The sequence below is a fragment of the Chlorobiota bacterium genome (genome assembly GCA_016710285.1).
Taxonomy (GTDB): domain Bacteria; phylum Bacteroidota; class Ignavibacteria; order OLB7; family OLB7; genus OLB7.
In genome coordinates, this window is the sequence record JADJXR010000001.1 from 2,124,665 (window position 1) to 2,151,050 (window position 26,386).

Genomic DNA, 26,386 nt, shown 5'->3' on the forward strand with positions numbered 1-26,386 from the left:
TCACGACTTTTTTTACGTTGCTTCCATGATTGAATATCTGAGCGGAACGCTGTTGGAAAAAACGCCGACCAAAGCGGTAATCGTTGCTGGCGGCGTTGGCTATGGCGCGTTGATCTCGCTGGTCACGTTCGAGCGGCTTCCCGCCGTTGGCCAGAACGCATCGCTGTATACCTACCTTGCCGTCCGCGAGGACGCGCTGACGTTGTACGGATTTGGCGAAACGCTGGAGCGGGAGATGTTCCTGCTGCTGACGGGGGTGAACGGCATCGGGCCAAAGATCGCCATTGGGATTTTAAGCAGTGCCGGAACCGACACCCTGCGCCAGAACATCGCCCGCGGCAACGCTGCGGCATTAACGGCCCTGCCCGGGATCGGCAAAAAAACGGCGGAACGGATAGCCTTGGAGCTTCGCGAAAAAGTCAACACGTTGGGGGGAGTGGACGATGGCGCAGCGTTTGGCGCAGGCGCGGGAAGCGTGCCGGAAATCCGTGCCGAGGCGTTGGCGGCGTTGGTTGCGCTGGGGTATGGCCGTCCGGTGGCCGAGCGCGCAATCCGCAACGCCTTGAAGGAAGGTCCGCAAGCCGAAGCCAATGTTGAGACGCTGCTGAAAACCGCGCTGAAGCAGATTGCGGGGGGATAAGCCGCCGGAAGCAACGAACCACCGGAACCACACGGTGCTCCCCTCTGCGGGATGTGGGCGGCCCGCCTGTACGCCATGAACTTTCTTCCATCATGCTGATCGCCATTATTGGTAACCCGGGGAAGCCCGATCTTCCCAACGCCGTCCGCACCTTGCTGGGAATTTTGGACGAGCGCGCAATCCCGGTCCTGTTGTATGAAGGAATTCGGGCGGAGTTGGGGGGGATAGCCGCAGGGCGCAGGTTTGGGTCCTACGCCGAAATCCGCGCCAACGCCACCTACGCGATTGCTTTTGGCGGCGATGGGACAATGCTGGCGGCAAGCCGGATGCTGCCGGGGTCGGGGGTCCCGTTGCTGGGGGTGAACTTGGGGAAGCTGGGGTTTTTGGCGGAGTTCTCGCTGGCCACCCTTGCCGCCACCATTGATGAATTGCTGGCCGGGGAGTGCCGCATTGTGGAGCGGATGTTGCTGCAAGCCACCTTCCCCGACCTTCCCGAGCAGGAGCCGCTGATTGCCCTGAACGACATCGTGTTCGACAAGCGTGGCGCGGGGCTGATGATGCAGATGGAGACGTTCATCAATGGCGATTTTTTGGGGGCCTACCGTGCCGATGGATTGATCCTTGCCACGCCAACCGGATCAACGGCCTACTCGCTGGCGGTAGGGGGACCAGTGGTTGTTCCCAGCGCGCAGGTGATTGTGATGGCCCCAATCGCCCCCCACATGCTGACCGCCCGCCCGGTGGTTGTCCCCGACACCGCCATGATCGAGGTTCGCCCGATTGCCCAGCACGAGGGGGAAACCGCAACAATTATCGCCGATGGCCAGGTGTACCGTAACCTCCCAATGCCTTTGCGGGTCTGTATCACGCGGCATCAACAGACGGCTGCCCTTGTCAAGAGCAGTGCCACAACGTATTTTGATGTCCTTCGCGCCAAGCTCTTGTGGGGGGAAGAAGTCCGAACCGTGCGGCATGGCAGCCAGCCATAAGGCCGCAACCCTCATTCAGCGTGCGTAACCTTCCGTCAACCTAACCAACAGTGTATACCGATCATGCGCCGATTCTTGTTCCCTTCCGTACTGGCCGCGCTGGCGTTGCTGGTCTCCGCCTGCAGCGACACCACCTCCTCAACCACCGATGAACTTGGCAAAACCACCGTCGAGGAAGTCCAGGCCAACAGCGCGTACGCGTGGTTCCAAGTTGGCTACGATGCCTATCCAACCGCAGCCGGCAAAGCGATTTTCGACAGCAGCGTTGCCAAAATCAAAGCCAGCTTCGACCCCGCACAGCACTCCATCACCATGGCCGTGAAGCTCAACTGCGGTTGCAGCGAAACCCAAAACACCTTCCCGCAGATTATGAAGACTCTGGACGCAGCCGGTGTCCCCCGCAGCAACGTCAACATCTACGCCACCGACACACGCCTGAACGGCATTGATTCGATCAAAGCCGCCTACAACATCAACGTTGCCCCGGTGTACATTGTGCTGAAAGGAAGCGACGTGAAAGGGCGCATCATCAAAGCCCCAACCACTGGCAAAACGGTGGACCAAGATTTAGCAGATTTCTTTGCGGTTCCATAACCAGCTGCCGCAAGCAAGGGAAATCCAGCCAGGGCAATCGAAGCGTTTTCGGTTGCTCTGGTTTTTTTTCGCCAGCGCGTTTTGCCACACTTGGCCTCCCTATGCTGTTCGTCATTCAGGGCAATCAACGGCGTGGCGCGTGCGGTGTTCTGCCAACGTCATCTCTCCATTCCATCAGCCGCTGCAACCGGCCAACTACTGACGCATGACTACTTTCTGCCACCATCCCGTTCGGTTCGTTCAGCGTAGCGGAAGGATTGGATTGATCCTTGCGCTGATCTCCTTCCCTCTCCTGTTTCCCTCCCTCGCCCACGCGCAGCAGGGTGCCGCCTCGCTTACTGGGTTCGTGAGCGACTCGGCAACCAAGGAGAAGATGATCTCCGCCACAGTCGCGCTGCGGGGAACAACGCTGGGGGCGATTACCAACAAACAGGGGTTCTTCACCATCAAGGAAATCCCCCCGGGAACGTACACCGTCACCGCCAGCTTTGTGGGATACCGGCGGGTGGAGCAAGAACTGACGTTCGCCCCCGGGGAGTCAAAGCGGGTGGAGTTCGAGCTTCCCCCGAACCCTGTCACCACCAAGGAGATCACCGTCACTGCCGATGATGAAATCGAGCGGCGCGAGATTTTGGTAAGCCGCGTTGATATTCCGGTGGAGCAACTTAGCCAGCTGCGGATCGGTGGCGAGGCCGACATCTTCCGCTCGCTGCAATATCTGCCTGGGGTGCTGACAAGCTCGCAGCTTTCAAGCGGGCTGTACATTCGGGGCGGTTCGCCGGACCAGAATCTTGTGCTGATTGATGGCTCCACGGTCTATAACCCCTCGCACCTTCTCGGCTTTTTCTCCACCTTCAACCCCGACGCGGTCAAGAATGTGGAGCTGATAAAAGGGGGGTATCCGGCTGAGTATGGCGGGCGGCTTTCGGCGGTGTTGGACCTTACGCAGAAGGATGGGAACCGGGAAAAAGTGGAGGGGGTTGCCTCGGTGGGGGCAATCTCATCGCGGTTATCGTTGCAGGGACCGTTGGGCGCGGGTTCGTGGTTTATCGGCGGAAGGCGCACCTATCTGGACCTGATTTTGGGATTGCTTCCCCAGGACCCTGCCGAGCCATTCCCCGACTTTGCTTTCTACGATGCCAACGCCAAGCTGACCCAAAATCTTGGCGATAACGACATCATCTCCGCCAGCGGTTTCCTTAGCCGTGATGATCTGGGCTTGAACGGCGGTGGGATTGATTTCAACGTCCATATCGGGAACAAAGCCGGGGCGTTGCGTTGGAATCACATCTTCAACGAAAGCCTTTTTGCGGTGCTGAACATCAGCGGAAGCCAGTATGAAAACGGCTTTGTGGGGAACAACAGTGGCTTTGGCTTCATCGTGGAAAACACCATCACCGATTACACCGCCAAAGGGAGCATGGAGTGGTTCATCACCAACGATGCCACGCTGAAGGGGGGCGTTGAGATCACCAACTACACCTTTAGCTACTACCAGAACACCACCGGCAGCGACACCGCCATTGCCAGCGGAACCCAGCAAGCGGGGCTGACCAATCTGAAGATTCGGGATTGGACCGGGTCCGCGTTCCTTCAAGGAAACTACCAGCTTACCGACCTGATTGGCCTGCAAGCCGGCTTGCGCATTGACCATTACGACCAGCTTCAGCAAACGTACTTGGACCCGCGGCTGGCGGTGCGGCTGCAAGTCCAGCCCGGCGTTGCGGTGAAAGGGGCGTGGGGGGTGTTCCATCAATATCTGCACCTTGCTTCGCTCCCCGATTTCTCCTTCTTTGACACGTGGCTTCCCACCGACTCCACGTCGCTTCCGGGGATTGGGAACCATTACATCGCTGGGGTGGAAACGGAGGCGTGGGAGGGGGTGAATCTCAATGTTGACGTTTACTTCAAGACGATGGAGAACCTTACCGAGCTGAACCGCTTCAACACGCGGGCGGGGACGGTCTCGCAAATTTTTTACACGGGGAAGGGGCATTCCTACGGGGCGGAGTTGTTTCTGCAAAAGCGCGCAGGCCAGCTGACCGGGTGGGTTGGATATGGCTTGGGGTTTATCGCCGCGCAGTTCGACAGCATCAACGGCGGGCGCGAGTTCCGGCCCAAATACGACCGCCGGCACGACATCAAAGTGGTTGCCCAGTATAAGATCAACGAACGCTGGGAAGTTGGTGCGTCGTTCGCCTTTCAATCGGGGCAATCGTACACCGGCGCAACCTCCCGATTCCGAACGCACCTGCCGGGCGACACGGTTGCTGCCGATGTGGTGGTCCCTTCCGAACGGTTCGGGCTTCGGCTGCCGCCGTCGCACCAGCTGAACATCAACGCCAACTACACCTCCACCCTGTTCGGGCTGCCGATGCGGCTACTGATTGACCTGTACAACGTCTATTCCCGGCGCGACATCTGGTTCCGCTACTACGACACCACCACCGATGAAACCAAAGTAACCGATGTCCGCTTGCTTCCAATCATCCCCTCGGTCGCGCTGGAGGTGAAGTTTTGATGAACGCCATGAACGGAAAAAATCACAACAGAAAGAACCGCTTCTGGAACCTTGCCCTGCTTGGCTTGCTGCCGTTGTTGGTTGCGGCTTGCCAGGACCCCGCGCCAACCGACTACATCCCGCAGAATGTGGTGACGGCCTATCTGATTGTGGACCAGCCAATTCGGGGCATTGTGGTGGCGCGGTCCCAGGCGGTTGCCGATTCCTTCAAGTACTCCAACAGCGTTATCCGCGATGCCGACGTGCGGATTATTGAAGGTGCGAACACCTACCGATTGCAGTACCGAACCGATGGCAACAACATCGGCGAATATTACCTTCCCGACACCACGATTCTGGTGCAGCCGGAAAAAAGTTATCGGATGGAGATCGCCCTAAGCGATGGCGGGCGCATCACCGGCCAGACGGTGACACCGGCGCGGGTTGCGTGGGTGAAGCCGCCGCGGGCGTTGCTTCAGTACCCCGCCGACACTGCCAACCTTCCATCTCCCGATTCCCTCAGTTTTGAGTGGACGGCGGTCCCCAAAACCCGCGAGTACATCATCAGCGTTTCCTGTGTGGACTCGTTGGAGTATGGCCGCTACTTGGCCCCGGCAACCGGGGAAAAGAACCGGCGCACCAGCAGCGTTATCAACCAGAATGCCCGCAGGCGGTACAACGAAACCACACGCTGGGCGTTTGTGCAAACCTCCAAATTGCCGTTGGTGTGGTTCGCCTACAAGTGGTATGGCCTGCATGACCTTACGGTGTACGCCCCCGACCCGAACATGGTGGAGTGGTTCAAGCAAACGCGCTTTGGCCCGAATGAGTTCAACGCGCTTCTCTCCACGGTGGAAGGGGATGGAATCGGCGTGTTCGGCTCGGCCTCGGTGGTGGGCCAGCGGCAGTTCCTGCTGAAAAACCAGCCATGATTGGCGCGAAAAACCAGCACAAAAAAATGGAGTACCCGGGCAAGCGGTTACTCCATTTTTGATAATCCCTTGATTGCTGTGTGATTGCCGCGCTGGCCGCTATCGGCTTGCTCAGATACCGATCTCGATCCGTGCTCCAATCATGCGCGGGTGCCCAAAGTGCGTCCCCCCAAAACTGGATTCGAATTTGTAGAGATAGGGGGTGTCGAAAACATTGGTGGCGGTTAGCGCAAGCCGGCCATGAAGCGCGTGCAACGCTTCGAACTCGTAGCCAACGGCCAGATCAACCGTTGCGTGCGGCGCAACCGATTTATCGGGCGAGCCAGGTTCCTCGCTTTCCAACGAGAGGAGGTCAATGACAGAATCGGAGTAGCCGCGGGCGCGCAGCTCGGCACGGGAGGCTTCGGGGTCCAGGCCGTTGCCGTTGGCATCGGTAAGATCAAAGGGAAGCCCGGAATCGAAGCGGGTGTCTAGCAGCACAAACAGGCCCATGGGAAGATGCCACCCCAAATCCAGCACCGCCGTCAGAAGTTGGTTGTGTTCGGTTGGGAAGATATCCTCGCCAGCAAAGGGGTGCGAGTAATTGGCCCCTTCCTCCCCAAAAATCAACCCTGCGGCAATCGGCGACGAGCCATCTTCCGGCTTCATCCCCAACGCCACGCAACTGCTAACCGAAAGCGAGCCTTCAAGGTTGTTCCAATGGTGGAGCACGGCGCGAACTTCGCCGCCGGCCACAACCCCTTGCTTCAGATTCAGCGGGAAGATGATGCCGGAGTTCCCAAGCTCGGCTTTCACAATGAAGTCATCAATCAGCTTGCCGAACCCGGCCACATCAACCTCCAGATACTCGTTGGCTACCCAGTCGGCACCAAGCTCAACCACATGGGATTTTTCGCTGCGGACCTGCGTTGGCACGCTCCCTTGCTCGGCACCGCTCAGGGCCTGGGCTTCGGGTGAGCTGGAGACAAGGATATTCTCAATCGGGGCCTGCATCACAATCCGCCCGTAGCTTCCGCGGAAGACCAGCTGATCGTTGTAGCGGTAGCTTGCCGCCAGCCGGGGGGAGAAGGAGAGTTCTTGTTCAAAAAGATTGAACAGGTCCAGACGAACCCCAGCATTCACTATCCATTCATCGAAGGCAATCCGGTCCTGGATCCATGCCGACGCACGCGTCCCGGTTTTTTCTTGATCGGCCAGAAACGGCGTTCCCCCTTGCGTCAGGTCGTACGGGCGGTAGCGATTGTCGCCACCCGGGACGCTTGGATTGGAGAGCGCAGGATTGACCACAGCGAAGGTGAAGAACTCCTTCAATGGATACCGCTCCCCGCCAGCGCCGGCCTGGATGGTGTTGTTCCAGCCGAACCAGCCGGTTGGCGTGGTAAGCTCAAGCTGGCCACCGGTCGCGCTGTTCGAGCGGTCGGCCCCGATGAAAAACTTCTCGTTCTCGGCCACCGCTTTTGCCGAATCTTGTGGTGAGCCAATCCGCATCAGCCCCCCGCTGGTGGCCGTTGCCGTGGCGTTGCGGTGATAGCCCAGAATGCTGAGATCGGAAGATTCGCCCAGCAGAAAACTGAGCCGAACGCCCCCCATGTAATCGCGCAATTCCTGCCGTTGGTTCTGGGCCGGGGTGGCAATTTTTCCGTTGGGAATGGAATAGTTTGTGGTGTTGTACAGCCCAATCACATTCAGGCTGATGGAGTTGCTCAGGATTGCGTTGATCTTCCCGAAGGTGTGCAGCCCATCCCCGTCGTCGTGGATTGGGGAGCCTTCGGCAATGGGGTCAAGGTAGTGTTCGCTTTTTGCGCCGCTTACGGTGAAGCATCCGGCGATGCGGCCATCAACGTTGCCGCCGCCTGTCACCGAGAAGTCGGTGGTGTGGTAGGAACCAACGCCTGCCGAGGCGGTAAGGAACCCTGGCGCGTCGAACCCGGACTTGGTGGTGACGGCCAGCACTCCGGCGGCGGCCACGCCGTAGCGTGCATCCAACCCGCCGGTCTGGACCGCCACGGCTTTGATGGTGTTGGCATCGAACAAGCTGGAATAGACGCGGGTAAGGTTGGTGGTGATCGGTATCCCATCCACCACATACTGAAGCTGGGCATCTTCGCCGCGGACGTGCAGGCGGCCATCTTCATCGGGAACAACGCCGGGCGTTGCCAGCAGCGCGGACTCAATCCGTTTGCTTCCGTCAATGGCGGGAAGTTTCCGCAGGCTTTGCGCGGTGAAGAGCGTGGTGGTTCCCAAACGGTCGTTGCCAACGCGGTCCGCCGTCACCGTCACTTCGGGCGATTGCACCTGGGGCTTTGCATCCATCGCAATGGCTATCGGGATTGCCGATTGAACCGCAACCCGCTGGGTGGCCACCGGCAGGCCATCGGAGGAAATGCGAACGTCGTAGCTGGCAAACGGGACATCATGGAAGGCGAACGCGCCATTGGTCCCAACCTGCAGCGATTGCACAACCGTTGCCGTGCGCAGCTCAACCAACTCGGCCCGCGTTGTGGCCATTGAGTGTGGAAGATTTTGGATTGTTCCGGTGATGGTCCCGGCGGAGTGCTGCGCAAGTGCGGTTGTGGCCGTTGCCAGCAGCGCGGTGGCAAGGAAGGGAAGGCGTTTCATGGATTGTGTGGGAACGTGTGTTTGATAAATAACGAGGGATGGACGGTTCGCCCTTCCATCCCTCACCGGTCTTTTTCGGTAGCGATAAAAAACTTCCGTGCCCCGGCACCTTTCACCACATCCAGCACCCCCACCACTTCGCTAAGCAGCAGCGACTGGTCCGCACGGATTACCACGGTTTGGGTGCTGTCGTTGGCCAGCTCGGCGCGGATAATTTCTGGCAGCGTCTGCAGCGTGGCCGCTTGGTTGTTCACGGTGATCACTTTCTTTTCATTCATGCTGATATAGATACGCGAATCCTCCTGTGTGTCGCTGTTGGCCGCTTGCGGAAGCACAACGTTCAGCCCTTCGGTGGCAACGAACGAGCTGGTCAGAAGGAAAAAGATCAGCAGCAGCATCACGATGTCGGTCAGCGAACTGAAGTTGAAGGCCGAGAGGTACGGGTCCTTTTTCTGCGCGGTGAACCTCATTGCGCCCTCTGCTCTGGTTGGGTGATTGTGGCGTGGGGCATTCCTTGCGGAAGCTCTTCTTCAATCGTGTCGAACGTTTCGCGTGCGGTGTTTTCCAGCTCGGCAATAATCCCTTGGATCATGCCGGAAAGGTAGTTGTAGGCCGCAAACGCAGGGATGCCAACGATCAATCCAAAAACGGTGGTGTACAACGCTTGCGAGATACCATCGGCCAGCGCGTCGGGCGAGACTTTCCCGCCAAGCGCCGCAATTTGGTCGAAGGCAATCGCAATGCCGACCACGGTTCCAAGGAATCCCAACAGCGGGGCCACGCCGGCCATGGTTGCCAGCACCCCCATGTAGCGGTCCAGGATTGCTGCCTCGGCGCGCCCCTGGTCCTCCATTGCTTGTTGGACCCGTGCGCTTCCCCGGTGCAGTTTCTGCAATCCAGATTTCACGATCCGCCCAACGGGGATGTCGTAGCGGGTGACGTACAGGATCGCGCTTTGCACATCCCCTTTGCGGATGAAGTTCCGCAGCTCGGCAAGGAAGCCATTGGGGATGGAGCGCGCCCGGCGCAGCGTAAGAAACCGTTCGACCATCACGTACAGCGCGACCAACGAACAAAGGAGGATCGGGTGCATGACCCATCCGCCTTGCAGATAGAGATTGAAGAGTGAGGACATGGTTGGTTATTGGGAATCAGTTGTTGGGAAATCGGCTAAAACTTCACCCGCACCCCTGCGCGAAGTTCGATTCCGGGGGCTTCGTAGCCGTGCCACAGATCGTACTTCAGCCCCAGCAGGTTGGTGGCTTCGGCGAAGGCTTGAAAATTGTCGTTCAGGCGGTAGTTGGCCCCCGCGCCAAGCAGGAACCGCGCAGCAACCGTTTGCTGGTTGCTTGGGATGTTCGTTGGCGCAATCACCGTCCGCTGCTCGGTCTGGAATTGCAGCGTTGCGCTGCCGCTCAGTTGCTCGGTAATCGCATACTCCGCCCGTGCGCGCAGATCCACCGAAGGGCGCATCGGCAGCAGTTGGTCGTCGGCACGGTTCACCGATTCGCCAACAAACAGATCAGCATCCAGATGGAGCTTCTCGATCAGCTTCATCTGCATGGCTGCCTGGCCGCCAACGGTGCGGGAGTTGACGTAATCGTAGCGGAGTTCCCCGGCGGTGTCGGCCACCACCACTGGTGTGTTCTCGGCCTGCTCAATCACCACGCGTGCCTCAATGCTGAACGATTCCTGGCGCACCCGCACCCCGCCGCCAAGCCGGATGGGGACGCTTTCCGGGCGGAGCGTGATGGCCGGCGCAACGTACGGTGCGCGCATCAGCATATCACGGTATGCCGCAGGGCGAAGCTCCGGGGTAAACCACGCAACAACCGAGAGCTGCGGGCTAAGAACGTAGCGTGCCGTCACCCTTCCCGAGACCACCGTTGCCGCGCCGCTGTCGCTGAACTCACCATTGGCATAAAATCCACCCAGCGATAGATAGAACCGCTCGGCGGGCCGCCATTCAACATCGCCGCGCAGATGGAGGTAGGCCGGGGTTTGCGTTGGTGTGCCGTAGTCAAGCGAGGTGGTCATGTACTCGATCCCGCCGCTGATGCGAAGCGAGTCGCTTCCGTAGGAGACGCGCCCGGCAAACGCTGGCGTTAGCCCCGACGCTTCCCGCACGGTGTCGCGCAGGCGGTCCCGGACGGAGGTGCTACCAATATCCAACTTCAGGCCAATCCCCAATTCTTGATCTTCTTGGCTTTCCAATGTTGTGATCCATCGGGTGGTGGAGCGGGAGCGATCCGCAGCGCCGGTGCGGCTGCCGTACAGGAAGTAGCTGTCGCCCAGATAGGAGAGATCGGCGGCGGCGCGGAATCGGGCGGGGGTGATCTCATCGGCTCCAATCAGCAGGCCACCGGTTGCTTGCAGCAGGATCGAGCCTGCGCGTGCGCTGTCCAGATGGCCCTCGGTTCCCCGGTAATCAATCATCCCGCCAACGTCGAACGTGCGTTGCTGATACTCGGCTCGCAGCAATGCGCGTGGCGAAAGGTAGCTTCCCAAGCTGGCCTCAAGGTCCATTGCCAGCGGCGAGGTGAACTCCCGATACGTTGGCAACGCCCCTCCCGAGCGGGCAAGGTTGGAAACCCGTTCGCCAAAAATCACGGTGTCGCCCGCGGGAAGGCGGTAGATGGTGCTGTCGTACACCTCCCCTTTCTTTGCTGGCGGAAGGGCAATGGTGCGGTCGCGGGTGATGACCACTTGGTCAATCTCCAACGTTGGAAGCTCCCCTGCCCCCTGGGGAGGGTTCTGGGCAAGCAGTGCGGCCGCCGCTGTCAGCAGCAGAAGAAGGATCAGCAACAGTGTGCGATGGATGGGCATAGCAATGGTCAGCAAAGAAACGTTCGGCAGAGTGGGGCAATCGCGTGGCCGCGTGGCCCGATATGATGACTTCTTCGGTTACTTCTTCAACTTCTTCAATCGGGTATCGGCTTCGGCCCGGATCTGTTCATCGTTCGATTGCAGCAGTTGGTTGTAGATGTCGCGGGCGGCGGCGTAGTTGGTAAGCCGCTCATAGACGGTTCCCAACGCCAGCAATCCTGGCTCGACGTACTCCACAAAATCTTTGAAATCCCCTTCCGGGTCGGTCAGGCGGCGCAGCTCCGAAAGGGCGGCGGAAAGGTCGTTCACCTGGGTCAGCAGGCGGCCCCGGAACAGGAGTGCTTCGGCGGCGATGTCATCTTTGCGGTGGCTAACAATTGGGGCGGTGATTGCCAACGCACTGTCCGATTTTTTCTGCGCCGAAAGTATCCGCCCAACCATCAGCCGGCTTTTGTCGGTGAAGATCAGGTCGTCCTCGCCCGCGCTTCCGGCCGAGTCAATGATGATGCGGAATTGGACCAGCGCGGCGGCGGTGTCGGCCAGCCCCAGCTGCGATTCGCCAAGCCCGAAACGTGCTTCCATGGCGCGGTTCGATTCGGGGAATCGTTCCAGCAGTAATCCAAAATCGGCTGCTGACTGGTTCCATGATTTGCCAAACAGGCGGATGGTCCCGCGGGCCATTAACGCTTGCGCCGCCGCGCCACTTTGCGGGAAGTCGGTGATAACCTGGGTGTAGGCCATCAGCGCGCTATCCTGCTGGCTGATGTACTCGTAGCTGCGGCCAATCTGGAAGACTGCTTCCGGGCGGAGCGGGGTCTGCGGGAATCCGGCAATCAGCTTCCGATACTCAGCAATGGCCTCGGGATACGCTCCATTATCGAACAAGATTCCTGCCTTCTTGAATGAAAGGGAATCGGCCGGAAGGCGGTTGGGGTTTTTCACCATGAAGCTATCAATCACCGCAACGGCTTCGCGCCCGCGCCCCAATCCTTCCAAGGTGAAGCGTACTTGGTCAATGGCCTCCGGCACGACGGTGCTGTTGGGGTAGTGTTCCAGCACGGAGTAGTACCAGACGTAGGCGCTGTCGTACTGCCCCATGTTGTAGTAGGCATCCCCCAGCGTGAAATGGGCTTGCGGAAGCAGCTCACTTTCGGGGAAGGTGATCAGGAAGTTTTTCAGCTCCATCACCGCCAGCGAATCGCGGTCGCGTTCGTGGTAAATCACGCCGATGTTGTAGGCGTAGGCATCGCGGCGCGGGGATTTTGGGTAATCGCGAATCAGCGAGCGGTAGGTGTCCACGGCGCGGTCCACCTCGTTCATTTGCAGGAAGACATCGGCCAGCCGGAACCGCGCTTCTTCGTCGCGCTTCCCTTTCCCCGCAACCTTCCCGATGGAGGAGTAGGTCTCCACCGCTTTTGCTCGGTCGCCCATCAGCCGGTAGCAGTCGGCAAGGCGCAGCGTTGCTTCGATTGCGCGCTCATCTTGCGGATAGGCCTTCGTGTACTCCAGAAACGTCTCGGCAGAGAGTTTGAATTTCTTCTGTTGGAATCGTGCCCACGCCAGGCCGTACAGTGCCTCATCCCCCCACGGGGAATCGTTCCAGCGTTCGTTCACCTCGGCGTAGTAGCGTTCGGCTTCGGTGTAGGAGCGGGCTTGGTACAAGGCCTCGGCCAGCCAGAAGGTGGCGTTGGTGATGTCGGCCCCGGTGGGGTGTTCGCCCACGTATTGGCGCAGCCGGTCCACCGCGCTGGTGAATCGGCCTTCCTTGTAGAGCATCACCCCTTCGCGGTACAGGGCGCGTTGGAACAACGTCCCTTGCTCGGTGATTCGGCGGGTGCGGGCAAAGGCATATTCGGCATTGGGATAATCGCCAATCGAGGCGTACGACTCGCCAAGCAAGTAGTAGGCCTCCTTCCGAAGCTCACTTTCCGGAAACTGCCGCGCCACAATCTGGAAATAGTGCCGTGCCGAATCGTAGGCGGCGCGGCGGTAATGGATGCGGCCAAGCTGGTAGTAGGCGTTGTCGCTGAAGGACTCGTAGGGAAGCCGGTAGAGCACCGCTTGGAACGTTGCAATCGCCGCGGCGGTGTCGCCACGCAGCGTCTGGATTGCGCCGATTTGGTAGCTGGCCGCGGCCGCAATCGAATCCAACCCTTGCTCCACTTGCCGGAAGGAGTTGATGGCATCATCGTAGCGGCGCAGCTGAAGTTGGGACCAGCCGCTTCCGTAGCGTGCGCTGCGAACGCGGCGGCTTTCGGGATACTGGCGAAGGAAGTCGGTGTAGTAGCGGAGCGCGTCGTCGTGGCGATTCAGCGCGCTGGTGGCTTCGGCCAGGTAGAACGTTTGTTCCTCGCGCTGGCGTTCGCTTCGGGGAATAAAGGCCAGCAGCAGCCGGTAGGCCGATTCATAATTTCCGCGCCGTGCCTCCAGCACTCCCAGCCGAAGCTGCGCATCTTGGGCAAGCTCACTTTCGGGGAATTTTTCCAGCAGCCTGCGGTAAAACTCCGCCGCCAGTGCCGCCGAATCGCGCCCTTCGTTGATCCATCCTTGCAGGTACAACGCATCGTCGCTGAACTCATGCGGGGGAGCGGTAAGCGATCGCCAAGCGTACTTCTCAGCGGTGTCTAATTGCCCTGCATCGGCGTTGGTGCGGGCAACCCAGTATTGGGCTTCGGCAATTCGCGTGGTCCCGCGGGCCAGCGCGTTGCGGAAACTTTGCTGGGCGGTGTCTGGCTTCCCTTCTTGGTAGGCCGCAACCCCACGGATGTACCACAGTTCGGCAATTCGTGGGTCGTCGGGATACTGGAACAAGCATTGGCTGGTGGTCATCAACGCCGCACGGAACCGCCCGGCGCGGAACTGGGCATCGGCCAGCAGAAACAACGCGTCGGACCGGTCCTCGGCTGCGGTGGCCGAGTCAAGCGCGCTGGTCAGCGTGGCAATGGCAATGGAGAAATGCTGTTCTTGAATCAGCGTTTGGGCGGCCCGGGTTGCGCGTGCAAGGGGGCGGTCCTCCTCAACTCGCGGTTGCGCCAACAGGGCAGCCGGAATCAACAGGAAGAGGTATGGGAAAAGTCGAAGGAAATTCACAACTGGATTGGGTTCTCTTGCGTTCTCGCTCGCTCTCTGCTCAACGGATATTGAGCAACTGATGTCGCGTCCGCACAACGCCACGATGCAAGAATAACGCTGGGTTGGTTCCGTTGAAGCAGCAGCGTCCGAATGGTTTGGTGCCGGTGTGTGGGACCCGGAATGGGCGGCACAAAGATAACCAAAGCCTTGTATCAGGGGGCGCGTTTCAGCATGGTGTATTTTTGGGGGGAATGGTTGGAGAGGGGCGGGTAGCCGAAGGTCTTTAGCCTTCGGCGTCTTACTCCCAAAAAACCTTCGGCGGCGGGGCGGGGAACCGGAGGGGGTAGCCGCCCCGACCTCCGTCGGGGTTGGTAAAAGGTCTTTAGCCTTCGGTGTTGGACGAAGCAACCGAACGCAATGGTGTCCGCCAGCGCAGTCGCCCCCTCCCGGCCTCCCCCAAGTTTGGGGGAGGGGCTGGCAGAGGATGCCCCGGGCAACAGCGAACAATGGAGTTTTCTATGAACCCACTTCCCCCCAGCATTGGGGGGAACGCGCAGCCGCTTGCGGCGAAGCAGGGGGGCGCGATGGTGAAGCCCCGGCTTACGCTCACTCACCGCATCGCCAGTTCCGGACCATCTCCCGCTGTTCTTCGGTTTCGGGGGCGGCGATGTGGGCTTGCGAATCTTGGCCAATCCGAAGCTGGTTCAGCAGGGTGATGGCTTCTTCGTTTGCCCCTTTCCCATGCCGCGCAAGCCAACATCCCACAACCGTTCCGGTGCGCCCTTTCCCCCCCAAGCAATGGAGGTAGATTGGGTGGCGCGCTTCAATCGCTTCATCAATCTGGTCCAGGATTGCGGCCATTTGCGTGGGGGATGGAACCGAAAAATCACGGATTGAAATCCGCTGGCAACGGAGGCCGATGTTGGCTTGGACCGCAAGCTGTTGGAACTGCGATTCGTAAGAAGGGAAGGGGTTCCCGAAGCGGTCCCGTTCATCGGATTCCATCAGGTTGATGATCTGGCGGATGCCGCAGCCAATCAGTGCGCGGCCCTGTTCTTCGGTTTGGTGGGGGTGGGTGCTTCCGGGAAAAAAGCCTGCCAGAAAGAGCCCGGGAACAACCCAGTAGCTTCGCGGGAAAGGGCGTTGAGGTTGATGGCGTGCGTTGTTCATACCGTGCAAAAACCTTCGGTGGCAAGGGGAAGGGGAAGCGTGTGGCCGAACTCCAATCTATCTTTGCGGCCTGCGCAACCCAATACCTACTTGGCAATGATTCGGCAATGATACGGACAACGATCGCCTCATTGGCCCTTCTTTTCTGTGGCCTTTGCTGTGCCCCCCACTTCCTTCCCCCCGATGCTGCTGTTCGGGCCTTATCCACCGTGCAAGATCAGTGGCAAAGCGTCCGGCAGCTGACGTTGTTCGGCAGGATCAATTACTACCCCGACTCAACCATCTACTACTGGGAGGCATACCTTACCAACAGCGATTCGCTGAAAGTGGTGTTGAACAATCCGAAGGGGGGGGAGTCGCGGATTATCTGCGCCACGCCGGAGCGATTTCTGTACCTGAACACCCGCGACTCGGTGGCCTACGAAGGGGAGCCAACCGCAGCGGCCTTCCAGCTGGCGATGTGGATTCCGTTGGAGTTCCACCAGATGATCGCCTACTTCCGCAACCAGATGCCGGTGGTCCCAGAGTTTGGGGAGTACGACGCAAGCATCACCGGCACGCGCATCGCCTACACCTTTCCCGATGACCCGCACGGCGCAGGCTTCACGATTGACACCGCCAAGCACGACCTGCTGTCGGTTGGCTGGACCCCTGATTTGCGGAATCCCACCGGTGTGATCCTTATCACCTACAGCAACTACATGAAGCTGAACCGCCGCCGCTACGCCCGCTGGGGAACCATTGAATGGAACGCGCCGGAAGGCATTCCTTACTCCGGGAAAAACCGCGCCCGCTACACCGTGCAATCGCAGCTGGACACCATCAAAGGGGGGCGGCAACGCTGGCCGGAGCTTTCCCCCGCGATTGCACGGCGGCAGCTGTGAAAGGGAACCTCCGCACCGTGCGTTTGGTTAGCGGACCACCACCACGCGCTGGATAGATTCCTGATTGGATGAAGCGTCCCGACCACGAACGCGGAGCAGGTAACTGCCGGATGGAAGTCCCCCAATCGGCATTGCTATCTGGTGAGTTCCGGAAGGATACTCGGCCCCGGCAATCCGTTGGCCAACAATCCCCCCGCGGCCGTCCACCAGCTCGGCAGTGATGGTTGCTGGCAAGCGGAGGCGAATCGTGAACAGCAGCTGGTTGGCAAGCGGCGCAACGGAAATCTGCGAAACCAGCGGTGGCGCATCACCAGCCCCCGAAGCATTGACGCTGCCGATTGGAGGGTTGACCAATGGGAGCTTCAGCAGGAACCCATCGCGGTTGCCGGAGTAGGTGCGGTTTGCAGCCCCGGGCGTTGTGGGGAAGTTTGGGGCACTGGTAAACCCAGCAACGTAGGCGTTCCCCGGTTGGTCCACGGCAACGGCAATGGCTTCATCGCGAAGGTCGCTGCCGAAGAAGGAAGAATAGAGCAGCCGGTTCCCAGTGGAGTGGAGCTTGGCAACAAAGGCATCATCGCCCCCGGTGATTGTTGGAAAATCGGCGTTGGGGGTGGTTGGGAAATCAGCCGATGCCGTTTGCCCAACCACGTACGGGTTGTTGCGGTCATCCATCCCCATTCCGGTGATTCGGTCCATCCCGCTTCCCCCCAAAAAAGTGGAGAACTCCAGCATGGACCCAGCGGCGGAAAGCCGGGTGATAAATCCATTCTCATTATCCGAAGTGGTGGGAAGAAGGGAGCCAGCAGTGGTGGGGAAATTCGCCGATAATGTTCGCCCTGCAACCAGGGCCTGGCCCCCGGGCGTCACCGCAATGCCGTTTGCGAAATCATCGGCACTGCCGCCGAACACCGTTGAGTACAGAAGCTGCGTAAGGGTGGGGTTGAACTTGCTGACGAACACCTCAATATTCCCCGCACGTGAATCGCGGTAGGCGTTGGGCGTCACCGGAAAATCGGATGACCGCGTGATGCCGGTGATATAAACATTCCCGGACGTGTCCAGCGCGATGGCGTTGGCTTCGTCAACGTTATCCCCCCCAATCAGCGTTGCCGCCACAATGGAATCCCCCGAAGGGTTTATCCGCACAACGTAGCTGTCGTAATTGGCATGAAGGACCGAGTCGAACGCGCCGGGGGACGTGGGGAACGATTGGTTCAGCGTCCGCCCCGTAAGGTAGGCGTAGCCCTTGCGGTCGGTGGCCAAACTGAAAGCGAAATCGCCGTAGGAAGCGGTGACGTAGGTGGAGAAAAGAAGCGCGTCGCCCGTGGGGGAAATCCGTGTTAAAAAGCTGGCGGTGTTGGCCGAATCAATTTGGCTGCGGAGCGCGGCGGGGGTTGTGGGAAACTGGCGCGACCGTGTCCAGCCAGCAACCAGCAACGTTCCTGTGGCATCGCTTGCCAAGCCCAACGGCATCTCATCCCCTTCCCCTCCCAGATACGTGGCGTACAGCATCACGCCTGCATCGGGGCTGTACTTGGCAATCACAACGTCGCGCCCTGCCGAGTAGGCGATGCTGTACGCGCCGTCGTTGGTGGGGAAGTCGGTGGAAAGTGAGTAACCTCCAGCGTAGATATTGCCGGACGAGTCGCGGCAGACCGCAAGCATCAGATCATCCTGGCTTCCACCCACCAGCGTTGAGAAGACCAACGGGTCAATCACCAATGGCTTGCTGCGGTCGTAGCTGCCAAGGTCAAACCCCAACACCCCTGGCGCGGTGTGGGCAAATCGGCATTCAATCTCTTTCCTCTGGTGGCCTTCCCCCTGGTATGCCACCAATCCTTTCTGCTCGATGGTCCCAACCGGTGTCTCGATCAACAGCGTTCCCCGTGGTGTGATGGTGATTCCGGTTGCGCCGCTAATCGTAAACTGAACCTTCTGCGGGTCGGCATTTGGGGCAACCAGCAGGTCGTAGCGTAAGTCCCCGTTTTGAAGATAGTAGCGGGCATCAATGCCGGGGTAGATATTGGCCACATATGCTTCTTCCCAAACGGGAACCGCCGGAAACCACTGGCCCGGCGATGACCCACGGAAAAAATTACAGCGGGTGGGCCGCTCCCCTGCGGTGGTGGTTGCTGGTTGCGTGTTCGCCCCCAGAAACGTTGTCCGAATCACCACGCCCTCCCTTCGGGAATCACCTCCATTCTCCGTTGGGGTGGTTTGCAGATCGGTCACCCAGCCATTGGCGGTGATCCATGTGGTGGTTCCAAGCGTTTGCAAACGGTAGAGCACGCTGCGGTTCCATTGCCCGCGATTCTCCACAAACCCGCCAACGCTCAGCTGTGCCCACAAGGGAACCGCCCATAACATCAGGAGGGCGCATAACGCGGATTTCAACAATTGGCTCATGAACGATCTGATTACTTGGTGTTGATGATTGCTTGGGCGCCGCCAAGAAGTGAGGCCGCAAACATACAGTTTTGAGCCAACAGCGGCTTGAAAGCTCTTCACCGCTTTTGCACGGGAGGGCCGGGTAGTGGGGTGATGCGGGGAGCGGTTGCACCGTACGATCCCGCCGCATCCAATGCTGGGGGATGGGTGGCGATTTCACCACGTTTGGCACATTGCCACGCGATTTGGGGGTTTGCTTCTCCCCCTCCCTTGTGTATCTTGCCAACAGTTATTCAAAACACACGATAAAAAGCGATAGAACCAATGGGTATCAACGGCTACAACGCTAACGGCCATGCCAGCGAAGGGGAACAACTGAGCTTCGATTTCTACGAAGCAAAATCTGCCTGGGAAAACGCAGCTGCGGCGGCAAAAACCACCGGATTTAAGCACACCTCCCTTTCCGGCGATGAGGTGCAACTGATGTACACCCCCGATGACGTGAAAGGGTGGGAGTACATGAAAAAATCCGGATTCCCGGGCGAATATCCCTTTACCCGTGGCGTTCACGCCAATATGTACCGGGGAAAAGTCTGGACCATGCGGCAATTTGCCGGGTTCGGCACCCCCGAGGACACCAACGAGCGGTTCAAATATCTGTTAGCCCACGGCCAAACCGGGCTTTCCACGGCGTTCGACCTTCCAACGCTGATGGGGCGCGACTCCGACGACCCGATGTCGGAAGGGGAAGTTGGAATCTGCGGGGTGGCGGTAAGTTCGCTTGCTGATATGGAGCTGCTGTTCGACGGCATCCCCCTCGACAAAGTCTCCACCTCGATGACCATTAACTCCCCGGCAATCATGGTGTTCGCCTACTACTTGGCGGTTGCCGAAAAACAGGGGGTTGCGTTCAATAAGCTGCGCGGCACGCTGCAGAATGATATTCTGAAGGAGTACATCGCCCAAAAGGAATATCTGTTCCCGCCGCGCCCATCGGTTCGGATTATTGCCGATATGATCGAGTGGTGCACCACCGAAGCGCCGCAATGGAACCCGGTATCCATCAGCGGATATCACATCCGCGAGGCCGGCTCGACCGCCGCACAAGAGCTTGCGTTCACCCTTGCCGACGGCTTTGCCTACGTGGAAGAATGCTTGGCCCGCGGGATGGATATTGATGCGTTTGCCCCACGGCTTAGCCATTTCTTCAACTCTCACATTGACTTTTTCGAGGAGATCGCAAAATTCCGCGCCGCACGGCGGATTTATGCACGGCGGATGCGGGAAAAATATGGCGCGAAAAACCCGCGTTCCTGGATGCTCCGGTTCCACACGCAAACCGCCGGATGCAGCCTAACAGCGCAGCAGCCGGAGAACAACATCGTCCGCACCGCAATCGAGGCATTGGCGGCGGTGATTGGCGGAACGCAATCGCTGCACACCAACTCGATGGATGAAACGTTGGCGCTCCCTTCGGAAAAAGCGGTAAAAATCGCGCTACGCACGCAGCAAGTGATTGCGTATGAGACAGGGGCAATAAATACCATTGATCCATTAGGCGGCAGTTATTACATTGAGGCGTTGACAGATAAAATCGAGGCCGAAGCGGAATCCTATTTCGACCGGATTGAGGCTTTGGGTGGGGTGATCCCAGCAATTGAAATGGGATTTTTCCAGCGCGAGATTGCCGACGCGGCATACCGTTACCAGCGGGAATTAGATGCCAAGGAAAAGATCATTGTTGGGGTGAACGATTTTGTGGAAGAGAACGAGAAAATAGACATCCCGATCCTGCAGATCACGAAGGATGTGGAGCAGAAGCAAGTTGCGCGGCTACGCGAACTACGCGCCAGCCGGAACATCGAGGGGGTGGAATCGGCATTGGCGGCGCTGCGTCAATCCGCCCAAGACGGCACCAACCTGATGCCCCGAGTCCTAGATTGCGCCCGCGCCTACGTCACCGTAGGCGAAATGTGCCGCCTACTGGAAGAAGTCTTTGGGATTTATGAGGAGCAGGTGGTGTTTTGAGCACAATAAAGAATATGAAGACAACAAAAAATACTCCTGCTGTAAAAGATCAAGTTCGTGATTATTGGAATAATCAGCCTTGTGGGACGCAATTCACGGAAGCATTACCCTTCAGTAAAGAGTACTTTGCCAATATAGAAGAACACCGATATACGGTTGAGCCAGAAATTTTTTCTTTTGCTCAATTTACACGGTATCGCGAAAAAAAAATCTTAGAGGTCGGCACTGGTGCTGGAAGTGATTTTACTCAATGGGTAAGATCCGGTGCAAACGCTACAGGGATAGATGCTACAGAAGCCGGAGTTCAACATACTACTCAACGACTGCTTCTTGAAGGATTAAACAACTTTGAGTTGATAGTTGGAGATTGCGAAAAACTACCGTTCCCAGAGAATACATTTGACCTTGTCTACAGCTGGGGAGTCATACACCACACCCCGAATACATGGGGTGCGTTATCAGAAATCATTCGTGTATGCAAACCGGGTGGTGAAATTAAGGTGATGATTTATCATAGGCATTCATTGTTGTCTTTATTTTTTTGGGTTAAATACGCGTTGCTAAAAGGTAGGCCATGGAAGAGTCTATCTTGGTGTCTAAGTAATTATATGGAAAGTGTTGGAACTAAAGCCTATACGCGTAAAGAGGTTCAGAATTTTTTAATAAAGCAACCTGTAAATACGATCAAGATTAATACCTATCTGACCTTCTATGATAGGCTTGAACGATTCGGAACAGCATATACTAAGATAGCTCAATGCCTTGCTTGGCTACTGGGAGGGAATAGGGTTGGATGGTTTTTAACTATCCGTGCACAAAAAAACCAATAACGGTGCTCAAGCAAGGTTCAAAATACCCAACTCTTTATCCATCATCTGGAGGTTGTCATGAAAAAGGTTCTATACCTTGCGTTTTGGGGTCTTATCCTTTGCTCTTCGATTGCTCTAGGGCAGTTGCGAGTAGCATATCCAAATGGAAGTGAACAGTTAAAGGGAAAGGAACTGTGTACAATCCGCTGGGAAGGGGTTGACGCTATAACTAAGGTAGATATTGATTATAGTACAAACAGCGGGAATTCATGGACTCCGATTATAAACGGTGTAAATGGGCTTTCCTATAATTGGAAAGTGCCAAATATTAATAGTTCCCAGTGCTTGCTACGTGTTAAAACAGAGCAAAAGACATCCACTGCTGAGATAAAGGTATTTCAGGGTCATGGTAGCTATATAAATTCAGCATGTTTTGATAAGGCTGGGGGGCGGATAGCAACGAATAGCGATGACAATACAACACGGATATGGTCAATAACCACAGGTTTGACATTAGTGACATTGACGGGGCATAGTGGCGATGTGTACTGGTCGGAATTTAGCAGCGATGGGAGCAAGATCGTGACCGGTAGCGATGATGGGACGGTGCGGTTGTGGGATGCAAATACAGGGACATTGTTACGGAAGATGGAGGGTCATACCTCGACGGTAACGCATGTGGCATATAATCCGAATGGGAACGAAGTTGCCAGTTCGAGTGATGATGGAACCGTGCGGATATGGAATGCGGCAACAGGGGAGTTAAAGACAACATTGAGGGGTCACACGAATGGAGTCCATTCGGTAGCCTACAGCCGTGATGGGAGCATGTTGGTGACAGCGAGTCGTGATTTCACGGTCAAGCTATGGAAGGTTGGGACATGGGAATTGAAGCGAACGCTGGTAGGGCATACAGGTATGGTGAATTCAGCGGAGTTCAGCAATGATGGGAGCCTGGTTGTGAGTGCAGGACGAGACAACACGGCACGGGTATGGGATGCCGCGAGTGGGGAGTTAAAGGGGACGTATAGTCAATATGACACATGGTTATGGCATGCATCGTTTAGTCCGGATGGGAAGCGTGTTGTGACGGGTGATCGGGATGGATATGCGAAGATATGGGAAGTTGGAAGTGGTCAATTGGTGGATTCGTGGTATGCGCATGATGGGGAGGTAGGCTCGGCGTGGTATTCACCGGATGGGCTGAGTGTATTGACTGCGGCGAACGATCAGGTAGCTCGTTTATGGTCGTTAAGTTCCTCCAATGCTTCTGCTTCTGACACCTCCGATAACCTCTGGACTATTGTCTCAGGCCCTTCTATGCTGCGGGTTGTTCAACCAAATGGTGGAGAAACGCTAGTAGTCGGAGCAAACGCTGTAATTAAATGGGAAGGTGTTTCAACCGAGGATAATGTAAAGATTGAGTACAGTACAAATAATGGAGAGAACTGGGCGATCGTTACTCCCAAGGCATCAGGGCTAAGTTATAATTGGAAAGTTCCTAGTACGGTAAGCACTAATTGCTTGCTAAAAATCTCCTTAGATGAGGATGCATCTGTCATGACTTTTCAGGGTCATGGTAGCTATATAAATTCAGCATGTTTTGATAAGGCTGGGGGACGGATAGCAACGAATAGCGATGACAATACAACACGGATATGGTCAATAACCACAGGTTTGACATTAGTGACATTGACGGGGCATAGTGGCGATGTGTACTGGTCGGAATTTAGCAGCGATGGGAGCAAGATCGTGACCGGTAGCGATGATGGGACGGTGCGGTTGTGGGATGCAAATACAGGGACATTGTTACGGAAGATGGAGGGTCATACCTCGACGGTAACGCATGTGGCATATAATCCGAATGGGAACGAAGTTGCCAGTTCGAGTGATGATGGAACCGTGCGGATATGGAATGCGGCAACAGGGGAGTTAAAGACAACATTGAGGGGTCACACGAATGGAGTCCATTCGGTAGCCTACAGCCGTGATGGGAGCATGTTGGTGACAGCGAGTCGTGATTTCACGGTCAAGCTATGGAAGGTTGGGACATGGGAATTGAAGCGAACGCTGGTAGGGCATACAGGTATGGTGAATTCAGCGGAGTTCAGCAATGATGGGAGCCTGGTTGTGAGTGCAGGACGAGACAACACGGCACGGGTATGGGATGCCGCGAGTGGGGAGTTAAAGGGGACGTATAGTCAATATGACACATGGTTATGGCATGCATCGTTTAGTCCGGATGGGAAGCGTGTTGTGACGGGTGATCGGGATGGATATGCGAAGATATGGGAAGTTGGAAGTGGTCAATTGGTGGATTCGTGGTATGCGCATGATGGGGAGGTAGGCTCGGCGTGGTATTCACCGGATGGGCTGAGTGTATTGACTGCGGCGAACGATCAGGTAGCTCGTTTGTGGTCGTTAAGTTCCTCCAATGCTTCTGCTTCTGACACCTCCGATAACCTCTGGACTATTGTCTCACCATCATCATCAGTTGAAGATGATGATGCTATGCAATTAGTCAGTATTTACCCTAATCCATCATCAGATTATATAAGGGTAAAGGCAAATTTGGATTATCAGGTTATCGGCACATCAGTTAGACTTAAGATCGTGAATCTACTTGGCCAAATTATGGATATTGAATCTTTGGAAGGGAAAGAGGATATTTCGTTATCAACGACTCAATTACCTACCGGATTATATTACGTGGTCTTGGAAGGAGAGAAAGGTAAGATCACATACCCTTTCTCAATAGCACGATGATCATAACCCATTAATGAGTAGAGCAGTTCGGTAGTAAAGCACTACTGAACTGCTCTACTTAGTTTCACTGAACTACTACCAACGAACGCATAAGCTAATCACCATGTGTGGAATAGTCGGAATTGTTCACCCTACTAATACGAGTCGAATAGTAGATGAATCTGTTATTACCAGAATGACAGATAAAATTGCTCATAGAGGGCCAGATGATTCCGGCATCTATATTTCTCAGAATAAAAAGGTAGGATTAGGATTCCGAAGATTATCCATCGTAGATTTAAGCTATGCTGGACATCAGCCGATGTCCGACGAATCTTTAAACTATTGGATGATATTTAATGGTGAAATCTATAACTACAAAGAAATAAAAAACGAATTGCTAAAAAAAGGATATAAATTCCGCTCAAATACAGATACTGAAGTTATTCTGAATGGATATATAGAATATGGAATTGATATTATATCCAAACTTAATGGAATGTTTGCTATAGCATTATGGGATGAGAAACAACAGATTCTATATGTAGTTCGAGACAGATTAGGTATAAAGCCTTTGTATTTCTATTGTAAGAATAATTCGTTTGCTTTTGGCTCTGAAATTAAATCAATTATAGAATTTATAGCGGATAAGCCAACTCTAAATCATCAAGCATTTGCAGATTACCTCACCTACCTAAGCTCTCCTCCAGTGATGTCATTTTTTAATGACATCAATAAAATGATGCCAGGGCATATCATCGAATATAGTGTACGCACAGGTGATATGCGGCAATACGAATATTGGGATGTTCAAGCAACATCTACCCAAAGTGATAATATTGAGCTTGATGAAGAAGACTACATAGAAAAAATTCGTTCGCTTTTGAAAGAATCAATACAAATGCAAATGATGGCTGATGTGCCATTCGGTGTTTTATTATCAGGAGGTATTGATTCCTCGCTAAATGTTGCTTTGATGTCTGAAGTGTTGAATCAGCCTGTTGAAACTTTTTCAATTGGTACAAATTTTGGTGTAAAGTATAATGAGTTCCAGTATGCTCGTCAGGTGGCCAGTCTGTACAAAACAAATCATCATGAAATTCTCATAGATGAGAAAGATGCCTTTAACTGTATAGATTCTTTGGTATGGCATTTGGATGAGCCTAATGCAGATCCTGTGTGCATTCCTCTATATCATCTAAGTAAATTTGTACGCCAATCAGGCACTATCGTTGTTCAAGTAGGAGAAGGATCTGATGAGCTGTTCAGTGGCTATCAGCATTATATTAGAGAGTATCAGTTCTATAATAAATTCTATAATGTGATGCCGAATTTTATAAGTAAAGGGGCTTATAATCTGTCGAATATGTTTTATAAGTATCACCCTATAACAGAGTATTTTAGAAGGTCGTTATATAATAACGGATCATTCATAGGCGGAGCTAGTACAGCAGGCTTTACCGAACATCTGAAGGGAGTAATGAATCTCTCTCTTAATACTGATCCTGCATCAAAGATCAGTGTTGATTATATGAATAAAGCTAAGGAAAAAAACTTTGATTACCTTAATCAAATGATCTATTTTGAACTTAAAAATAGACTTGCTGAACTATTACTTATGCGTGTTGATAAAATGTCCATGGCTCATTCAATTGAGGCTCGTGTTCCGTTCTTAGATCATCGGTTAGTAGAATTAGCAATGAAGATCCCAGAGCAATTCAAAATTAAAAACAAGACACCTAAATATATACTGAAAAAAAGCTGCGAAGGAATACTCCCAAATTCGATAATTTATCGAAAAAAACAAGGATTTGCTGCGCCAATTTCAATATGGATGAAAGATGGAGAACTGGGAAAATATGCTGTGGATAATATCGTAAGTTCAAAGCTCGTATCTCAAAAAATAATCCCCCGAGATTTTGTTAAAAATCTCCATTATCGGCATTGTAAAGGCTATGAAGATCATAGTGAGCGGCTGTGGAGCTTGCTAATGGTTGCGCGATGGATAGATAAATTTGATGTTGGAATCGACAATTAACATGCTCACCTTACGCAGAATTTAGGAAGTGAATTATTGTCGGTTCAGGGGATCCGCCCTTACGGCAACAGGGTTCAGCATGAGTAACGAGCATTCTTAATGGAGCACCAAGGATGCCCAATTTCCCAGATACCGCTTGGTCTTGCGTAAGG

17 protein-coding genes are annotated in these 26,386 nt (G+C 55.4%); 10 read left to right on the forward strand and 7 right to left on the reverse strand.

Annotated elements, in window-relative coordinates; all coding sequences use genetic code 11:
• Positions 1 to 25: 25 nt before the first annotated feature.
• The 5 genes from ruvA (at position 26) to IPM61_07675 (ending at position 5,655) form a co-directional block, all read left to right on the forward strand.
• Complete coding sequence (gene ruvA, locus IPM61_07655; protein MBK8911192.1) at positions 26 to 640, forward strand: Holliday junction branch migration protein RuvA; 615 nt, start codon at positions 26 to 28, stop codon at positions 638 to 640.
• 92 nt (positions 641 to 732) lie between these two features.
• Complete coding sequence (locus tag IPM61_07660; protein MBK8911193.1) at positions 733 to 1,629, forward strand: NAD(+)/NADH kinase; 897 nt, start codon at positions 733 to 735, stop codon at positions 1,627 to 1,629.
• 63 nt (positions 1,630 to 1,692) lie between these two features.
• The gene (locus IPM61_07665; GenBank protein ID MBK8911194.1) at positions 1,693 to 2,223 is read left to right on the forward strand and encodes a hypothetical protein; all 531 of its coding nucleotides are present in this window, start codon (positions 1,693 to 1,695) and stop codon (positions 2,221 to 2,223) included.
• Between the two features lie 205 nt (positions 2,224 to 2,428).
• Positions 2,429 to 4,744: a TonB-dependent receptor gene (locus IPM61_07670; protein ID MBK8911195.1), complete on the forward strand. Its 2,316-nt coding sequence runs from the start codon at positions 2,429 to 2,431 to the stop codon at positions 4,742 to 4,744.
• An 8-nt stretch (positions 4,745 to 4,752) separates the two neighbouring features.
• Complete coding sequence (locus IPM61_07675; protein MBK8911196.1) at positions 4,753 to 5,655, forward strand: DUF4249 family protein; 903 nt, start codon at positions 4,753 to 4,755, stop codon at positions 5,653 to 5,655.
• A 111-nt stretch (positions 5,656 to 5,766) separates the two neighbouring features.
• On the opposite strand, the gene IPM61_07680 is transcribed toward IPM61_07675, so the two are convergent.
• From IPM61_07680 to IPM61_07705, 6 genes are all read right to left on the reverse strand, one after another.
• Entirely contained in the window at positions 5,767 to 8,274 is a 2,508-nt protein-coding gene (locus IPM61_07680; protein MBK8911197.1) for a TonB-dependent receptor, read from the reverse strand.
• A gap of 62 nt (positions 8,275 to 8,336) precedes the next feature.
• Positions 8,337 to 8,744: a biopolymer transporter ExbD gene (locus IPM61_07685; GenBank protein MBK8911198.1), complete on the reverse strand. Its 408-nt coding sequence runs from the start codon at positions 8,742 to 8,744 to the stop codon at positions 8,337 to 8,339.
• A complete protein-coding gene (locus tag IPM61_07690) occupies positions 8,741 to 9,409 on the reverse strand; it encodes a MotA/TolQ/ExbB proton channel family protein (protein MBK8911199.1) in 669 nt (222 codons plus the stop codon). The genes IPM61_07685 and IPM61_07690 overlap by 4 nt, the downstream gene beginning before the upstream one ends.
• Before the next feature lie 35 nt (positions 9,410 to 9,444).
• On the reverse strand, positions 9,445 to 11,100 hold the full coding sequence (locus IPM61_07695; GenBank protein ID MBK8911200.1) for a hypothetical protein: 1,656 nt from the start codon (positions 11,098 to 11,100) through the stop codon (positions 9,445 to 9,447).
• Between the two features lie 78 nt (positions 11,101 to 11,178).
• Complete coding sequence (locus IPM61_07700) at positions 11,179 to 14,190, reverse strand: tetratricopeptide repeat protein (protein MBK8911201.1); 3,012 nt, start codon at positions 14,188 to 14,190, stop codon at positions 11,179 to 11,181.
• A 588-nt stretch (positions 14,191 to 14,778) separates the two neighbouring features.
• A complete protein-coding gene (locus IPM61_07705; GenBank protein MBK8911202.1) occupies positions 14,779 to 15,342 on the reverse strand; it encodes a dual specificity protein phosphatase family protein in 564 nt (187 codons plus the stop codon).
• A gap of 107 nt (positions 15,343 to 15,449) precedes the next feature.
• Between IPM61_07705 and IPM61_07710 the strand changes: the two genes are divergently transcribed.
• Positions 15,450 to 16,226: a hypothetical protein gene (locus IPM61_07710; GenBank protein MBK8911203.1), complete on the forward strand. Its 777-nt coding sequence runs from the start codon at positions 15,450 to 15,452 to the stop codon at positions 16,224 to 16,226.
• Between the two features lie 27 nt (positions 16,227 to 16,253).
• Here the strand turns inward: IPM61_07710 and IPM61_07715 are convergent, their stop codons facing one another.
• Positions 16,254 to 18,632, reverse strand: a complete 2,379-nt coding sequence (locus IPM61_07715) for an SBBP repeat-containing protein (GenBank protein MBK8911204.1) — start codon at positions 18,630 to 18,632, stop codon at positions 16,254 to 16,256.
• 306 nt (positions 18,633 to 18,938) lie between these two features.
• On the opposite strand from IPM61_07715, the gene IPM61_07720 reads away from it, so the two are divergent.
• The 4 genes from IPM61_07720 (at position 18,939) to asnB (ending at position 26,234) form a co-directional block, all read left to right on the forward strand.
• On the forward strand, positions 18,939 to 20,642 hold the full coding sequence (locus IPM61_07720; protein MBK8911205.1) for a methylmalonyl-CoA mutase family protein: 1,704 nt from the start codon (positions 18,939 to 18,941) through the stop codon (positions 20,640 to 20,642).
• Between the two features lie 14 nt (positions 20,643 to 20,656).
• Positions 20,657 to 21,472 (forward strand): class I SAM-dependent methyltransferase, encoded by an 816-nt coding sequence (locus IPM61_07725; protein ID MBK8911206.1) that lies wholly within the window; start codon positions 20,657 to 20,659, stop codon positions 21,470 to 21,472.
• A 57-nt stretch (positions 21,473 to 21,529) separates the two neighbouring features.
• Positions 21,530 to 24,217 carry a T9SS type A sorting domain-containing protein gene (locus tag IPM61_07730; protein ID MBK8911207.1) on the forward strand — a complete coding sequence of 896 codons (2,688 nt, stop codon included), beginning with the start codon at positions 21,530 to 21,532 and terminating at the stop codon, positions 24,215 to 24,217.
• Between the two features lie 103 nt (positions 24,218 to 24,320).
• Complete coding sequence (asnB, locus tag IPM61_07735; protein MBK8911208.1) at positions 24,321 to 26,234, forward strand: asparagine synthase (glutamine-hydrolyzing); 1,914 nt, start codon at positions 24,321 to 24,323, stop codon at positions 26,232 to 26,234.
• Positions 26,235 to 26,386: the final 152 nt, after the last annotated feature.

Bases quoted from the DNA above. Each gene is read 5' to 3' on its own strand.
- IPM61_07690 (MBK8911199.1), bottom strand. From the start codon at position 9,409: ATGTCCTCACTCTTCAATCTCTATCTGCAAGGCGGATGGGTCATGCAC.
- asnB (MBK8911208.1), top strand. From the start codon at position 24,321: ATGTGTGGAATAGTCGGAATTGTTCACCCTACTAATACGAGTCGAATA.
- IPM61_07660 (MBK8911193.1), top strand. From the start codon at position 733: ATGCTGATCGCCATTATTGGTAACCCGGGGAAGCCCGATCTTCCCAAC.
- IPM61_07675 (MBK8911196.1), top strand. From the start codon at position 4,753: ATGAACGGAAAAAATCACAACAGAAAGAACCGCTTCTGGAACCTTGCC.
- IPM61_07725 (MBK8911206.1), top strand. From the start codon at position 20,657: ATGAAGACAACAAAAAATACTCCTGCTGTAAAAGATCAAGTTCGTGAT.
- IPM61_07685 (MBK8911198.1), bottom strand. From the start codon at position 8,744: ATGAGGTTCACCGCGCAGAAAAAGGACCCGTACCTCTCGGCCTTCAAC.
- IPM61_07715 (MBK8911204.1), bottom strand. From the start codon at position 18,632: ATGAGCCAATTGTTGAAATCCGCGTTATGCGCCCTCCTGATGTTATGG.
- IPM61_07670 (MBK8911195.1), top strand. From the start codon at position 2,429: ATGACTACTTTCTGCCACCATCCCGTTCGGTTCGTTCAGCGTAGCGGA.
- IPM61_07710 (MBK8911203.1), top strand. From the start codon at position 15,450: ATGATACGGACAACGATCGCCTCATTGGCCCTTCTTTTCTGTGGCCTT.
- IPM61_07730 (MBK8911207.1), top strand. From the start codon at position 21,530: ATGAAAAAGGTTCTATACCTTGCGTTTTGGGGTCTTATCCTTTGCTCT.
- IPM61_07695 (MBK8911200.1), bottom strand. From the start codon at position 11,100: ATGCCCATCCATCGCACACTGTTGCTGATCCTTCTTCTGCTGCTGACA.
- IPM61_07720 (MBK8911205.1), top strand. From the start codon at position 18,939: ATGGGTATCAACGGCTACAACGCTAACGGCCATGCCAGCGAAGGGGAA.
- IPM61_07680 (MBK8911197.1), bottom strand. From the start codon at position 8,274: ATGAAACGCCTTCCCTTCCTTGCCACCGCGCTGCTGGCAACGGCCACA.
- IPM61_07665 (MBK8911194.1), top strand. From the start codon at position 1,693: ATGCGCCGATTCTTGTTCCCTTCCGTACTGGCCGCGCTGGCGTTGCTG.
- ruvA (MBK8911192.1), top strand. From the start codon at position 26: ATGATTGAATATCTGAGCGGAACGCTGTTGGAAAAAACGCCGACCAAA.
- IPM61_07705 (MBK8911202.1), bottom strand. From the start codon at position 15,342: ATGAACAACGCACGCCATCAACCTCAACGCCCTTTCCCGCGAAGCTAC.